The following is a 13,341-nucleotide window of genomic DNA, read 5'->3' as shown; positions in this document are numbered from 1 at the left end:
ATTTGAAAAACGACGATTTTCTCTTTTATCCAAAAAATTAGATAATCTATTCGTTCATTTTTCTAAAAATTCTCTCAGTTTGTTGTCCTCTATTTTTACACAAAACCTAAGAAATAAAAACTAGTTTTTTGCAAGAGAAACGATTCATTTAATCTGCTGCTTTAATCGAATACGGATGCAATCGGTTGCATAAATACAAAAGGAAGACCCTCTCGTTACGAGACATCCTCCTTTGGCTTTTCTTTTTTTTCGTTAAATTTTGCACTTAATATTAAAATTCGTCATATACTAAAAGAAGAAATGAAAGACGAAAGGAAGATTTGTATGTGGAAACCACTTTTATTTTTTTCTGTTTGGCTCAGTATTACCGTCCCACTTCTGTTAATCGCCGTCTTTACAGTCTTCCAATCGCTTCTTACTTTTGATCAGAGCGGCATCATCATGCTCGGTATCCTCTTTGTCGTCACGGTCGGAAATGTGTACCTCGGCACCCGGGTTTGGCTGTGGATTGAAGATAAACTGTACAAACGAAAGCATTTTATGTAAAAACGCAGACCCTCCTGTTCACTGAAGAACGGAGTATCTGCGTTTTCTTATTTCCTTTACGTCACGTGATGGAGCCCAAAACTGGCTATCTTGGCATCATCTATATCAAACTTTACAATACGACACCTCTTCACAATGATTACATCGAACAGACAAGGTGCAACCGTAACTGAACTAGGATGGTTTTAAAAGTTTTTCATATTTAGTTAACACTTATATTTTCTTCAAAGATGTTAATGATGAAGTGATTAGCTCTTCGCTTTCTATAACGATTGCAGTCAACCCCGTATCTGTTTTAGTTTCATGCCATTCATCTTTATCCCAGAATACGGCTTCCCCACTATGAACTTTGATATATTCATCCGTCTCACCTCTGACCCAGCCTTCTCCGTTTACAACTACAAGAAGCTGAGAAACAACAGCCTGATGATAACCGATTAATCCATCCTCATCTAAATGCACACATCCGATATGTGCTACTTTGTCTGTCTGTGTAATACGTGACATCACAAAATCAGAGTCGAACTTTGTAATTTTCTTACCCACTTCTTTATTAAATTGATAGATTTCCATATAATCCTCCCTGACCAACCACTTTTGAGTACGACGGCTTTGCGAAGATCAACCGCTACGTTTACGAGCTTTACAACTTTCAAGTATCATGTCGTTTCACGCACAATCAGTTCGAGTGGCATCGGCTGACTGACGGGAAGTTCTTTTCCCCGAGCCAACTGATCGAGCAATTGGACCGCTTCTTTTCCGAGTCGTTCAATCGGTTGGGCAACGGTGGTCATCCCCATTGCCTCCGCAATCGCCTGATTGTCAAAACCGGTCACAGCAAGCATATCCGGAATTTTAATACCTTCTTGTTTCGCCTGATGAATGATGCCGGCAGCGACATGATCGTTGCCGACAATCATCGCCGTTGGTCGGTCTGTGAGCGTCAACAACTGATTCATGACCTTTTGTCCATCGGCAAAGGAATAGTTCTCCTCAAAATACCAATCCGGCGAAACGAGTAGTCCGTGTTCCTGAACGAACGCTTCGAAACTATGACGGCGAATCAAACCAACTCCGCTCGCCGGATTTCCGAGACACAGTCCGAGAGAAGAATGCCCCCGTTCCACTAAATGAAATAACACTGCTAAGACTCCGCTTTGATGATCAACAGCGACCTGCGCGAGACTTTCTTCCCGCTGTTCGCAGATTACGACCGGACCATCGCGTCGAACACGCTCAAGTACTTCCGGCGGACTGACTGACGATCCGATGATCAGCCCGTCGATTTGTTTATGCCGCAGTTGTGTAAACGACAGCTGTTCCTGTTGCCTGTCATTAAACGTTTGATGAATCAGCATCGAAATGTTCTGTTCGGCACAGGCAATACCGATGCCCTCGATCAGTTGACTGAAAAACGGATGGTTGATTTGCGGAACCATCACACCGATGACATTTGTTTTGCCACGCGACAAATGAACCGCATTTTGATTCGGCCGATAATCCAGTTGCTTCATTGCCCGTAAGACGGCCTCACGTTTCTCAGCAATGACATACGGCTGATTGTTCAACACACGGGAGACCGTCGAGCGGGAAACGCCGGCTGCCTTTGCGATTTCAGTAATATTTGCCATCCTGTCCTCCTTTATGTCCGACTTGAATCGAACAGAACGTTTCTAATGCCATGGCAACTCCATCGTCATCATGATGTCCTGTCTCGTCCGTCGCCAGTCGTTTAACGGCGTCTTCCGCATTCCCCATCGCAATACTTGTCCCGGCAACCCGAAACATCGGCAGATCATTGTGATGATCGCCAATCGCTACGGTTGCTGTCAGTAGAATTCCCAACCGTTCAGCAAATTGTTGCAACGCCATTCCTTTATCGCTTCCGTTCGCCGTTACCTCGAGGTTAAATGTGCCAGAGCTTGTAACAGTGCAGTTTCGTGACGACAAGTCATTTTGAATCTGTTTAAGTACGACTGCTTTCGGACTGACAATCATGAATTTCATGACTTGCGTGAAATTGACATCAGAGAAATCCGTTACTTCCCGGACGCCATACTGCGTCAATTGAGGGTGCACGGATTTAAGGAATTTGTCAGCTTGAAACGACGGATTGGTTCCTTGTTCTTCTTTGATTTTTTTCATCAACTGATCCGTCGCGTCATACGTCATCAGAATTTCATCTTCCAAGTAAATTTGAAGATATACGTTCTGCTTCAGCAAGCAGTTCAAGATGGCTTCACTCTCATCAGAGGGGACATAAACACTTTTTCGTATCGTTATTTCTTTGTGTTCTGTCCGGAGTTCAGCTCCGTTTGAACCGATAATTGGACAGTCAAGCTGATGAATCCGTAACAGATGCGCCGCGTCAAACGCTGCTCTCCCTGTCGTGATGACAACGATGTCTCCGTTCTCCTGACATCGCTTGACGGCTGTGACATTTCGGTCTGAAATCATATGAGTCGAGTCTAACAACGTGCCGTCTAAATCAATGGCAAATAAGCGCATGGTGTTCCTCCTTGCGGGATAATGTACTGTTCGTTTCCAGTCTATCTTCTGAAACGCATCCCAGAGCAACCCCCTATTACGGGCAAGCGACCTCAATCCGTATTTTCCAAGAAAGTCGACACACATGGGTGAAGTTCCATTTCCTGATGATAATCATTCAGACACGTTAATAATTGTTCCGCTTCTTTCGGCAGCTTTCGTTGGAGCGCTGCAAAGCCGATCCATATGATTTTGTCCGGTAAACTGGCGTCTTCCGGATCGGTGATGACATCCCAAAACGCATCCCAGTTTTCGCCATAATGTGAAGGAAAGTTTAGTTTTTGTTTTAAGAGCCGGTGTAACTCGCTTCCTGACCGGATTGCGGTAACATCCATTTCAACGGTCTTCATGATTTCTCTCCTTCCGGTAACTTTTGTTTTACTTGGTATAGGTCAAAAATAAGGTCTCTTTTTTGTGACCATTCCACATGACGCTGATACGAAAGATATCAGTAGTCGTGGCGACACGATAACTTTCTGTCGTCTCGATTGTCGAACCGCCCGGGAAGGTGCCGACCATTTCATTGAAATGGCTTACTCGATTCGGTGAGCCATTTATACTTGAAAGAAGACTGTCCACTTCCCATAGAATAGGTTGTTCCTTCTTATATAACTCTTTCACATCTTTACCGATGTACTGAAGCGCGTAGCATTCACTTGTATAATAGGAAAACAGACCGTTCTTTGCCTGCTTTACTTCGATTACACCTTCCCATGAGGCACTTTTCGCTTGATAGACAAAACGGGTTGGTTTCTCCATCGTCCATCGTTCATAATAATCAACAAGGTATGCACTACTTATCAAAACAACAAAGCCACGACCTATAAATTTTGTCCGTTGTGACAGCTGCTTCACCTCTCTTGGAACTCCAAAACCGAATCTTACCTAATTAAAGAAAAGAGGTTCTTCCAATGACTACTATTTATCTCGTCCGCCACGCCGAATCTCCGAAAACCGATTTGAGTGAGCGAACACGCGGGTTAACCGACGCCGGACAACTTGCCGCAAAACGCGTCACACGTTTCTTAACAACTGAAAAAATCAATTTATTTTACTCCAGTCCCTATCAGCGCTCGTTATTGACGATTGAAGGCGCAGCTCGCTATTTCGGGAAAGACATCTTGATTGACGAAGACTTACGGGAATGTGACTTTTCCGGACAAAACCAGACGATGCCGCAAGCTGACGTCTATCCGCTCGTCCAACAGATGTTTACTGATCACGATTTTTCTCGCGACGGCTCGGAAACATTTCAATCCTGTCAGCGCCGCGGCGTTCAAGCATTGACCGTCATCTTGCAAAATCATCCTGGGAAACGAATCGTCATCGGCACGCATGGTTTCATCATGACTTCGATTTTTCACCACTTTGATGCTATGTACGATTTTGATTTTCTACGGCAGACGACAAAACCGGATATCTATCGACTTTCCTTTACCGGAACAGAACTCGTAACTGTGTCACGGATTACATTGCCGCTTTATGATTGATGCGACTTAATGAACTCGAGCAAAATCGGATGTTCCGGCGGATTGATTCTGTCCGGTAAATTGTCGAGACGGAAGAACGTTAAGAGCAAGGCTTCTTAGTCGGTTTTTGTTTAAGATCGTTGCCATAATCGAATACCCGACAATCCGGCAAAAAGGATTGTCAGAACACCAACCCGTTGAACTTTGGATTGGTAAAGAGGATCGGTCAGATTATCATCGAACTGAAAAATGTGTGGCCATGGCATGAACTGTCCTTTTGTGACGATTTCTAATAAGGTGTACATCAAGATTAAAGCGAGCACGTATTCAAACTTCTGAGTCCACAACATCAGACTCATCCCGACAAATAAAAATAACAACAGCAACAAGATATGATGAACATATACAAGAAATGGCAAGGCGCTAAAATCTGATTCGAGAATTGTCGCCATCAACACGATGTATCCACCAAAATAAACGAGGACAAATCTGCCTGCATCTACCCAAATCCACTTTCGATACTGCAAAACTAACGTATGATACGCTCCTTCTTCAAATAGAGGGTGGAGGTGTAACATAATGGTCCACGCCACACACGGAATAAACACGGTATGAACGATTTGAATTCCGGACGTCAGGGCATCCGATAACGCAGACACCTCTAGCACAAGGAAGACCAGCATCGGAAGCAATGCAGCGATACCGTGCAGTTTCCAATCGAACATAAATAAGTGATGGAGAATCCGCCCTTTCTTCATGTCGCACGTCGCATGACCATCGAGTAGCCATCCATTAACTTCGGTTCGATTGTAGAAATGCCAGTCGCCTCATCTTCTAAAAAACGAACTTCCACGACATCACCTTTTTCATTTAAATGTACGACACGCTCATCCTGCATCCACCTTCCAAGATCATCTGCCATGATGTCAACTTGTCCGAGGTAGCCAACCGCTTGTGCTTTTAACTCGGACGGAGTACCTTCAAACCGGACGGAGCCACCTTTGATAATCCCAATCTTTGTACAGAGGAACTCGATGTCCTCGACGAGATGCGAGGAAACGACAATCGTGTGCTCTCCCCCCAACTCACGCAACAGATTACGAAAACGAATCCGTTCTTCGATATCTAAACCAGCTGTCGGCTCATCAAAAATTAAAATCTCCGGTTTCCGTAACAACAGTTGCGCAATACCGACCCGACGGCGCATTCCTCCGGACAACTCACTCATCCGTGTTTGTGCTTTGTCTTGCAGATTGACGCGTCTCAATGCTTCCTCCACCCGTTCCTGCCGCTGGTTCATCTCCATGATTCCTTGCAATAAAGCAAAATGAAGAAGTACTTCTTCCACTTTTAAAGTCGGATAGACATTAAAATCTTGTGGTAGGAAGCCGACTCGATCGGAAACATCTGCATATTTTCTCCGGACAACGGATTGACCGTCAATCACAATCTGTCCGCCGGTAATCGACGTCAATCCACAGAGCATTTTCATCAAGGTCGTTTTCCCGGCACCGTTTGGACCAAGCAATCCATAGATGCCTTCGATTTCAAGCGAGACTTGATGCAGGATGTGTTTTTTGCGGTAAGACTTGGACAGATGTTGCACTTCAATCATCCCTGTTCCCTCCCTTCTGCTTGGCATTCAACTCACGGTACCATTGCTGTAACAGCACCAACTGCTGGTCATGACTGCGATCAGAAAACGTTTTGATCCAACGGTTAAGTTGCTTCATATCACGTCCGGTTTGTTGAAGATAAAATGAATCAATCTCAATCGGTTCGAGTTTCAGTTCGATTTGCAACCAGTAGGCAAGTGCGGCATTAAACAACTTCCATTTTGGATCTGTTTTGACGTGGCTTGGTGCTTCCGACCACATCAAGCCCGGTACATAGGCCGCAATCACTTCATTTAAGCTTTGATCCAGTCTAAGGTTAGTGCCTACTTGCAATAGTAAATGATGACTATCATAGAAACTGTTTCGCTCAAGATTCGGCGAAATAAGCACCACCTTATCCGGAAAAGTCACTTTTTTCCCAAACGTGCGCCGAATAACTGTATTTGTATGTTTCAGTACCCGTTCGACCGGCGACCAATAAGTCGAAGGATTGGACCAGGAAGAATCCGTTACGATCTGGATCCCTCTAGCTTCATAGGTCGACAGGTTACCGCGAAGCAACGTCACACCTGATACTCGTCCTATGTACGTATTTTCATCCTGTCTTGTTAAATTCGATACGAGATCATTCGGCAACTCACCTGTGATTCGCACGTTCATCAGATTAGATCGGTCAACAATCAGATCAAGCGTCTCCACGCCTAAACGATTGATGGGCTCAACTTGGCGGGCCGGGTACCAATTTGTCGTCGCCGGCAGATACCATTCTTCCTCCGTCACCGGAAAATGAGGACTGTTATGGAGTTGATAACGAATCGTCACGGTGTGCGTTCGTGCCTGCGGAGGAAGCGACATGCTAATAAAGTCGCCGTACCGTTTATACTGCAACTTTTTTTGTCCGGCTGATACGGATGTGATGCGGTACTCGTGCCATAAAGACAAGACAATATGCGCCTGATCTGACTGGATGTTCAGTTCCGCCTCCGTCTCTATCTGATTTTCGACAGGATTTAAAGTTAAATTCATCTTTTGAATCGTATAGTCCAGATTTTTATAATTCGGCTGAAACCGATACGGTGTTTTATAATGTTGGGCTAGCTCAGTATCGTGACTCCGGTCAAAGCTCTGTTGGTTGTTCGCTAGTGCATAAGGTGAGATTATGATCAGCAGGTAAAGCACGAGTAAGGACATGACTGCTGTCATCCATTGTCGAGACAATCTGAGGTGCCACTGACCAATTAACAGAAACAGAATGATACTTTGAAGCACGATATGAATGAAGATTTTCAACAGTAATGCTTGGTTTCCAAGATATCCAACGAGCGGCACATATACACTACCAGGTTGCAAAGGACCAATAAACAGAAAACTGCGGTCTCCTTCCAATCCACCTTCATAAAAATAAGCAGAAAAGAACTCGGTATTCAGAGGTCCGAGGAACACCCAGATGAGAACCAATACAAGCATTCCGACTTTTTGTTTCCCGAAAATCATCGCACAATTTATTCCCCATAAGGCTGCGAGGACAAGTGGAAGAAAATAAAAAATCAAGATGTGCCGTAATATGTCCAGTTGGAAGCTGGACCATGGAACTTGTTCCTGATGAAAATAGACAAACATTCCTGTGGCACCAAACAAAAGAGTCATACCGGTAAACAGAGCATGATTCATGAGTATTGCTATCACGCGTTGATACTGAATCCGGACGATGTCTGGAAAAAGAATGCTTTGTCGGTACTGGATCTCATCCGCTACAAGTCGGTACATATAGACGGCAACCAATAACATGATTCCCTGCATCGGGATGACGAGCCCATCCAGTAAACTAGCAAAGTCCATATAGGTATAGGTTTCACGAATATCGGCAACAACTTTCATGAGAATACTAAAAGGAAACACCAGTAATGCCCCTATGTAAAACAGGCTCGTCCCCATCTGTTTTCCATAAAATTTCAGCAGTTCGCCTAAGATGATTTTTTTCATGATTGCCCCCCTCTTATTACATAAACACCATGGTAAAGAGCAGGATTTTTCTTTTTATCTCGTATCTATTTTACCACTATATGGTTTTAATCTTAATCAAATGTTAAAATGATGGAAATGTTTTTTGGTCGCAAAATCAATACATATTTTCAGAACAGGAGTCGAGACAAGTGATTGATCATAAAAAACAAATTGAAGTCCTGCTGTACGGAAATCCATTACAGTTCGCCTGTGAAACACTTGGTGTCCCGAATATGCGAAATCATTCCTACGCAGACGTTTTTACTGTCAGTCGAGCGGAAGTCTTGGCTTATACGGCGGTACACGGTATACCTGAACCATCTTCGACCGAATCCAATCGTTTGCTGGACGGATTTCATTATTATGAAGAATACGGTACGTGGTACACGTTTTTTCGGGAACGTGGCATGACGTTTGACCAAAAGAAGTTCAGCGACGAAACAATCGCCAAAGAATACATTGTATCGATGCTTCTGAAGCTGACCATGACCGGATTATATTAAATCCATGGAAGGAAGGGATTACTTTGACTACTTCTCCATTCCCCATCCTGCAAACCACAAGACTGACGCTCCGCGAGGTGACACCGCTCGACGCTCCGAGTCTACTGACGTATCTCGCTGATGAACGTGTCGTTAAACCGATAGGGCTCGCTCCCTTCCAAACGGAAGCCGATGCGTTGGACGAAATCAACTGGTATCACGCCATCCGAACAGAACAGACCGGTCTCCGCTGGGGCATCACTGAACATGCGACTCCTGACATCATCGGCAGTTGCGGTTTCTTGAACCGTTCTTCCCGGCATCAGCGGGCGGAACTCGGCTTTGAACTGAGTCCTGCTCACTGGGGTAAAGGACTGGCACAAGAAGCCGTTCGAGCCGTACTCGCACACGGTTTTAATGAATGGAACTTAAACCGGATCGAAGCGCTTGTTCTGCCGGACAATACGGCCACTCAACGGTTGCTCGAACGGCTTGGTTTCAAGCGGGAAGGACTGTTGCGTCAATACGAGAAGACACGCGGACAGTTCGATGATTTGTATATGTATTCCTTGTTGAAGACAGAATGGCAGGACGGCTCAATCCACAATAAAAACACGTCCTTATACTAGCGACGTGTTTTTGCGTTTACCCACGCGGCGGGAACGGATCATTGCCGTATGAATCTTTATCGCGGATCTGACCTTCCTTGTTATGAATGATCAGCTCGAGCTGTTGTTTTTTCGCAATTTCCCGTCCGGCTGCGATCGCTTCTATTTGTGTCGGAAATCGCTTCGTTGCTCTCGATGCCCCTTCCGCAATGACCTGATAACCGCCATCCGGATGTGGTGTAACATGCTGATTCGCCATGCGTTCACTTCCTTTTGAGTGGATTGTTTTATTTTGATTCTATCTTTGATACCCTTAACTGGAAATCTTCATTCATCCGGAGACGTTCTTAAATATAATAGGAAAGTACACAACAACTGCCAAGGAAGGAACACTTTATGAAACTAAACGATTATTTCCACATTCACTTCGACAATCCAGATGTTTTGGAAGAATCTTTTGCGGAGCGTCCACTGACACTCAGTCTCGACTTGCAAAAAGGACTTTACCAAATACAAGAGGATTCCGACGAATTGAATATGGCCTACTTTGAGAAGGTCTATCAAAAATCCCTCGCCTTGTTTGAAGATCTGTTTCAGGAAGACGACCGTCTGTACCTCATTGTACGTGTCAGAAAAGAAGTCCAGTCTCCTCCGGCGAAAAGTACGGAGATCTTTGAGCGTTATCTTAAAAATAACAAGAATCGATACGCGCTTGAGTTCGAAAAAAAGGCTGTCCGCGATGAGGAAGAAGTCATTTACCAATACGCCCGCTTATTACCGAGCAGACAGTCCATTCGCTATAAAAATTTGCTTCAAGCAATCTGCAATCAGGACTTTCCTGAATTGTATCCCCGCTTTAAGGCGAGACAGACGTACTATCCTGAAATTTTTTTCGTCAACCCTGCCAAAGACATCATCCTGTATATTTTTGACGACCGGGGTTGTTTCATTCTGCTCAATGAGAAAGAGACCTTTTATCGTCTGCACGAAAAATATAAATCTGACCAATCAGAAGGCTTTCTTAATTGCTTTGACACGCAGTAAGTTCATGTATTGCACAACTCAGTAATCCGACCTAATGGTCGAAAATTGATTAGGCTACCCCCGTCGTCCCGACGGTTGAAGAAGCTAAGATGCGTTCAGCTTCTTGTTTGAGGTTCAGTCCTGCGTTCACATCACGGTCGTAGTGGATGCCACAACTCGGGCACGTCCATTCACGCAAGCCAAGATGTTTCACATCTTTGTGTTGATGTCCGCAACTGGAGCACAGTTGACTAGAGGCGAAGGTCTTGAGTCCGACATCGACGCCGACGGACAAGCCCGTCTTCGGCATTTCGTTGATCTCCTGCTTCAACAACGGGAGTTCTTTTGAGCAAGAACCGTAAGACAGTCCCTTACCTGTCGCGTTATACCTCTCATCCCACTTCGCTAAAAAGTGATTGAAGACGAAGCGCGAACAACCAATGGTTTTCGCAATCAGGATTTCCTGCTCTTTTGTCGGATAGATTCTGAATTTGTAGGCCTTCTGTGTCAACATGATGTTCACCACATTACAAAGGATATACCTAAAAGATAGGGTCGCGATTCATCTCCCACTTTCATTCGGGCTTCATCCGGATCGTTTAGAAGTAGGCGTTTTTCCGCCTAATTCTGATAAAGTATCCTCTAGTTCTCCTTTAATAATTGATAAGCTACCGTCTGTTTCAAGAACAACAGCTTTCACCTCATCTAATCCCCCGATTCCTTTATTACGCATAGCTTGTAAGATTTCGTTCTTGCTGATTCTTTCTTTTTTCATAGCCCTTTCAAGAAATTCGCCTCTTAAATATAGCAATCGTGGTTCTGACTTAATGAGTTTATTGAATTTTTCAAAACGAACAGCTATGAATGTCATTATGAATTGCATTAAAATTAATAGAGTAAGTGCAGTCAATCCTTCTAATAAACTGACATCCTTACTAAGTAAAATAGTAGATAAAGTAGAACCAAGTGCGACTGTAATCACTAAATCGAAAGCGTTCAACTTAGTTAATGTCCGCTTCCCAGAAATTCGTAAAAAAATTATTAGACTGATATAAGCTAAAAATCCTACAGTGGTAATGCGTATAAAACTCTCTATTGTTATTGAAAACATTTAGTCATCCCCTGTCTTTTCAAAATTTCATGCTACTGAACCGTTAGTTCAGTCTGTCGTGGAAAGGCTCAAATTGAACTACCTCTACCTACGCTTCGCTTAGTGGTTAAGGTCTTGCCGTACCATTCCTCTTTGTATTCGAGCATGCGGAAAGTTTTCCTTTCTTGTCCAAGGCCAACCGTTGACGACGAGAAAGCTTGCGTTGCTCACGCGCCAGCTTTTTCTCAAGCGAACGAAAAAAAACGGTCATTCTTGTACACCGTGCCGTTCGACAGGATGGCGAAGGTCTTGAGTCCGACATCGACGCCGACGGATGAGCCCGTCTTCGGGAAGTTGAGACTTGCCCTGAATGTTCGTCCTATACGATTGAACAGGGTTGCACTTTGACTTGAAGCGTGGCCGTTCGTTCAGCTTCTTGAAGAAGCGGTCAAAAGCACCGTCAAGATGTTTGACGTTCGTTTGAATAGACGTGCTATCAACTTCTTTCAACCAGTCGAACGCCTGCTTCAACATCGGAATTTCTTCCGAACAAGAACCGTAAGACAGTCCTTTTCCTGTCATTTTGTATGTCTCATCCTACTTCAATATGTCTCATCCCACTTCAATAAGAAGTGATTGAAGATGAAGCGCGAACAACCAATGGTCTTCGCTATCAGGATTTCCTGTTCTTTTGTCGGGTATATTCTGAAGTTGTAGGCCTTGTGTGTCAACATGATGTTCCTCTCCTTGCAACGTATATACCCGAAAGAGAGGGTGGCGATTCATCTCCCACTTTCACTCGAGCTTCACGTGTTGTGCTCTCTGATAATAATGGTAAAGAACTTGGTCGATATACGAATATATTTGGTGCAGACCCTGTCGATTTTGAAATCAACGTCACGAACGTCAAAGGACTTCGGGTGACGGCTGAAGGACTAGATACGGTGTCTACAGTCATTTCACCCGTGTTAACAAAGTAATTCTCCTTTCATGCACCATGAGCTCTCATCTTTGAAGTATTTCTTAACTTTAAGTGGCGCACTCAAAGGAGTTCACACACGAAAAATACTGCACAATAAAGCACGTCCAGTTTGTATGGACGTGCTTTATTGTGCAGTTCTACCAAACGTTCGTCATCCACGTGGCGGAAAAGGATCGTTTCCGTACGAATCCCGATCGCGTATTTGACCTTCTTTGTTATGAATGATTAACTCTACTTGTTGCTTCTTCGCAATTTCACGACCTGCGGCAATAGCTTCTTTTTGCGTCGAAAAACGTTTTGTGGCTTTGGAGGCCCCTGCTGCTTTGACTTGATAACCACCATCCGGATGTGGCGTGACATGCTGATTTTTTTTCGTCATGAGTTCACTTCCTATCGTTAAAAATTCTCTTGAAAAAAATGCTTTTATAGAAAGTACCCTTTAAGTTGAATTTTTATTCAGGGAAAACTCGCAGTAATGTTGCGTGTCTCTCCTCTCGCTTACTTTTTTAGAGGACTGCAGCACACGATTGGGATTCACCAAATTGACCAACCATCGCCCGACAAGTGTTAAGATGTTTTATGGAAAAGGAATCATTTCAGTAATTGAAAAACTCTTACATACAATTTCAACCACTGTTATCCTCCTTAAACATCGGTCATTCCTTATCTATTGATTTCACCCGTCTAAGAAATTAAATTTTCTCCATCGTCTTTTTTGCTTCCAGTTGTTCCTTCTTTTTTGCCTGCCGCTTTACATCTTCTTGCCACCAGCCGTTGATCAACAGGACACTGCCAATAGCAAGGGCAATGATTGGGAAGTACATCAAATGATATGCCCCGAGTTCCTCACTTGCATAATCCGGTGACAGCTTTATGTAGGCACTGAATAGTTGAACGATGAAAAACAAGAAAAAGCTGACAATCAATGCCCACGTACCGTAACGATAATTTGGATTCTTCAATAGGTGTTCCTC

18 protein-coding genes and 2 pseudogenes are annotated in these 13,341 nt (G+C 44.0%); 5 read left to right on the top strand and 15 right to left on the bottom strand.

Going from position 1 to position 13,341, the window contains the following annotated elements; genetic code table 11:
* Positions 1-324: 324 nt before the first annotated feature.
* Positions 325-546 carry a hypothetical protein gene (locus AC0VYQ_RS07055; protein WP_475404605.1) on the top strand — a complete coding sequence of 74 codons (222 nt, stop codon included), beginning with the start codon at positions 325-327 and terminating at the stop codon, positions 544-546.
* Positions 547-759: 213 nt separating this feature from the next.
* Here AC0VYQ_RS07055 and AC0VYQ_RS07050 read toward each other — a convergent pair whose 3' ends face one another.
* From AC0VYQ_RS07050 to AC0VYQ_RS07030, 5 genes are all read right to left on the bottom strand, one after another.
* Positions 760-1,119, bottom strand: coding sequence for a cupin (locus AC0VYQ_RS07050; RefSeq protein WP_214807963.1), 360 nt, complete (start codon positions 1,117-1,119; stop codon positions 760-762).
* 86 nt (positions 1,120-1,205) lie between these two features.
* Entirely contained in the window at positions 1,206-2,177 is a 972-nt protein-coding gene (locus tag AC0VYQ_RS07045; protein WP_475404604.1) for a LacI family DNA-binding transcriptional regulator, read from the bottom strand.
* On the bottom strand, positions 2,161-3,054 hold the full coding sequence (locus AC0VYQ_RS07040) for a Cof-type HAD-IIB family hydrolase (protein ID WP_475404603.1): 894 nt from the start codon (positions 3,052-3,054) through the stop codon (positions 2,161-2,163). Before AC0VYQ_RS07040 ends, AC0VYQ_RS07045 begins: the two co-directional genes overlap by 17 nt.
* Positions 3,055-3,146: 92 nt before the next feature.
* Positions 3,147-3,443: a barstar family protein gene (locus AC0VYQ_RS07035; RefSeq protein ID WP_475404602.1), complete on the bottom strand. Its 297-nt coding sequence runs from the start codon at positions 3,441-3,443 to the stop codon at positions 3,147-3,149.
* A gap of 28 nt (positions 3,444-3,471) precedes the next feature.
* Positions 3,472-3,852, bottom strand: coding sequence for a hypothetical protein (locus AC0VYQ_RS07030; protein ID WP_475404601.1), 381 nt, complete (start codon positions 3,850-3,852; stop codon positions 3,472-3,474).
* A gap of 152 nt (positions 3,853-4,004) precedes the next feature.
* Between AC0VYQ_RS07030 and AC0VYQ_RS07025 the strand changes: the two genes are divergently transcribed.
* Positions 4,005-4,583, top strand: coding sequence for a histidine phosphatase family protein (locus AC0VYQ_RS07025; RefSeq protein WP_475404600.1), 579 nt, complete (start codon positions 4,005-4,007; stop codon positions 4,581-4,583).
* 110 nt (positions 4,584-4,693) lie between these two features.
* On the opposite strand, the gene AC0VYQ_RS07020 is transcribed toward AC0VYQ_RS07025, so the two are convergent.
* From AC0VYQ_RS07020 to AC0VYQ_RS07010, 3 genes are read right to left on the bottom strand one after another with little or no spacing between them, the layout of a single operon-like run.
* Entirely contained in the window at positions 4,694-5,320 is a 627-nt protein-coding gene (locus AC0VYQ_RS07020) for a hypothetical protein (protein ID WP_475404599.1), read from the bottom strand.
* A complete protein-coding gene (locus AC0VYQ_RS07015; RefSeq protein ID WP_475404598.1) occupies positions 5,317-6,177 on the bottom strand; it encodes an ABC transporter ATP-binding protein in 861 nt (286 codons plus the stop codon). Before AC0VYQ_RS07015 ends, AC0VYQ_RS07020 begins: the two co-directional genes overlap by 4 nt.
* Positions 6,170-8,161: a hypothetical protein gene (locus AC0VYQ_RS07010; RefSeq protein WP_475404597.1), complete on the bottom strand. Its 1,992-nt coding sequence runs from the start codon at positions 8,159-8,161 to the stop codon at positions 6,170-6,172. Before AC0VYQ_RS07010 ends, AC0VYQ_RS07015 begins: the two co-directional genes overlap by 8 nt.
* 170 nt (positions 8,162-8,331) lie before the next feature.
* On the opposite strand from AC0VYQ_RS07010, the gene AC0VYQ_RS07005 reads away from it, so the two are divergent.
* Complete coding sequence (locus AC0VYQ_RS07005) at positions 8,332-8,685, top strand: hypothetical protein (RefSeq protein ID WP_214765689.1); 354 nt, start codon at positions 8,332-8,334, stop codon at positions 8,683-8,685.
* Between the two features lie 23 nt (positions 8,686-8,708).
* The gene (locus AC0VYQ_RS07000; protein ID WP_214765686.1) at positions 8,709-9,293 is read left to right on the top strand and encodes a GNAT family N-acetyltransferase; all 585 of its coding nucleotides are present in this window, start codon (positions 8,709-8,711) and stop codon (positions 9,291-9,293) included.
* A gap of 16 nt (positions 9,294-9,309) precedes the next feature.
* Here the strand turns inward: AC0VYQ_RS07000 and AC0VYQ_RS06995 are convergent, their stop codons facing one another.
* Positions 9,310-9,531: a DUF2188 domain-containing protein gene (locus AC0VYQ_RS06995; RefSeq protein ID WP_475404596.1), complete on the bottom strand. Its 222-nt coding sequence runs from the start codon at positions 9,529-9,531 to the stop codon at positions 9,310-9,312.
* 137 nt (positions 9,532-9,668) lie between these two features.
* Between AC0VYQ_RS06995 and AC0VYQ_RS06990 the strand changes: the two genes are divergently transcribed.
* The gene (locus tag AC0VYQ_RS06990; RefSeq protein WP_475404595.1) at positions 9,669-10,316 is read left to right on the top strand and encodes a DUF3885 domain-containing protein; all 648 of its coding nucleotides are present in this window, start codon (positions 9,669-9,671) and stop codon (positions 10,314-10,316) included.
* Between the two features lie 49 nt (positions 10,317-10,365).
* Here the strand turns inward: AC0VYQ_RS06990 and AC0VYQ_RS06985 are convergent, their stop codons facing one another.
* From AC0VYQ_RS06985 to AC0VYQ_RS06960, 6 genes and pseudogenes are all read right to left on the bottom strand, one after another.
* Positions 10,366-10,605 (bottom strand): zinc ribbon domain-containing protein, encoded by a 240-nt coding sequence (locus tag AC0VYQ_RS06985; RefSeq protein WP_034801303.1) that lies wholly within the window; start codon positions 10,603-10,605, stop codon positions 10,366-10,368.
* Between the two features lie 6 nt (positions 10,606-10,611).
* Positions 10,612-10,809: pseudogene (locus tag AC0VYQ_RS06980) on the bottom strand (helix-turn-helix domain-containing protein); the annotation flags it as partial.
* Positions 10,810-10,881: 72 nt separating this feature from the next.
* Entirely contained in the window at positions 10,882-11,406 is a 525-nt protein-coding gene (locus tag AC0VYQ_RS06975; RefSeq protein WP_475404594.1) for a DUF421 domain-containing protein, read from the bottom strand.
* Between the two features lie 127 nt (positions 11,407-11,533).
* Positions 11,534-12,119: pseudogene (locus tag AC0VYQ_RS06970) on the bottom strand (helix-turn-helix domain-containing protein); the annotation flags it as partial.
* Between the two features lie 399 nt (positions 12,120-12,518).
* Positions 12,519-12,746, bottom strand: a complete 228-nt coding sequence (locus AC0VYQ_RS06965) for a DUF2188 domain-containing protein (RefSeq protein WP_029333507.1) — start codon at positions 12,744-12,746, stop codon at positions 12,519-12,521.
* A gap of 313 nt (positions 12,747-13,059) precedes the next feature.
* Positions 13,060-13,329, bottom strand: coding sequence for a hypothetical protein (locus AC0VYQ_RS06960; protein WP_475404593.1), 270 nt, complete (start codon positions 13,327-13,329; stop codon positions 13,060-13,062).
* Between the last annotated feature and the right edge of the window lie 12 nt (positions 13,330-13,341).

Source organism: Exiguobacterium sp. QJM3NY_9 (assembly GCF_056173545.1).
This window is presented reverse-complemented; position numbering and strand designations above follow the sequence as displayed.

Bases quoted from the DNA above. Each gene is read 5' to 3' on its own strand.
- AC0VYQ_RS07040 (WP_475404603.1), bottom strand. From the start codon at position 3,054: ATGCGCTTATTTGCCATTGATTTAGACGGCACGTTGTTAGACTCGACT.
- AC0VYQ_RS06995 (WP_475404596.1), bottom strand. From the start codon at position 9,531: ATGGCGAATCAGCATGTTACACCACATCCGGATGGCGGTTATCAGGTC.
- AC0VYQ_RS07020 (WP_475404599.1), bottom strand. From the start codon at position 5,320: ATGAAGAAAGGGCGGATTCTCCATCACTTATTTATGTTCGATTGGAAA.
- AC0VYQ_RS07010 (WP_475404597.1), bottom strand. From the start codon at position 8,161: ATGAAAAAAATCATCTTAGGCGAACTGCTGAAATTTTATGGAAAACAG.
- AC0VYQ_RS06985 (WP_034801303.1), bottom strand. From the start codon at position 10,605: ATGCCGAAGACGGGCTTGTCCGTCGGCGTCGATGTCGGACTCAAGACC.
- AC0VYQ_RS07030 (WP_475404601.1), bottom strand. From the start codon at position 3,852: ATGGAGAAACCAACCCGTTTTGTCTATCAAGCGAAAAGTGCCTCATGG.
- AC0VYQ_RS07025 (WP_475404600.1), top strand. From the start codon at position 4,005: ATGACTACTATTTATCTCGTCCGCCACGCCGAATCTCCGAAAACCGAT.
- AC0VYQ_RS07035 (WP_475404602.1), bottom strand. From the start codon at position 3,443: ATGAAGACCGTTGAAATGGATGTTACCGCAATCCGGTCAGGAAGCGAG.
- AC0VYQ_RS07055 (WP_475404605.1), top strand. From the start codon at position 325: ATGTGGAAACCACTTTTATTTTTTTCTGTTTGGCTCAGTATTACCGTC.
- AC0VYQ_RS07050 (WP_214807963.1), bottom strand. From the start codon at position 1,119: ATGGAAATCTATCAATTTAATAAAGAAGTGGGTAAGAAAATTACAAAG.
- AC0VYQ_RS06975 (WP_475404594.1), bottom strand. From the start codon at position 11,406: ATGTTTTCAATAACAATAGAGAGTTTTATACGCATTACCACTGTAGGA.
- AC0VYQ_RS07045 (WP_475404604.1), bottom strand. From the start codon at position 2,177: ATGGCAAATATTACTGAAATCGCAAAGGCAGCCGGCGTTTCCCGCTCG.
- AC0VYQ_RS06965 (WP_029333507.1), bottom strand. From the start codon at position 12,746: ATGACGAAAAAAAATCAGCATGTCACGCCACATCCGGATGGTGGTTAT.
- AC0VYQ_RS07015 (WP_475404598.1), bottom strand. From the start codon at position 6,177: ATGATTGAAGTGCAACATCTGTCCAAGTCTTACCGCAAAAAACACATC.
- AC0VYQ_RS06990 (WP_475404595.1), top strand. From the start codon at position 9,669: ATGAAACTAAACGATTATTTCCACATTCACTTCGACAATCCAGATGTT.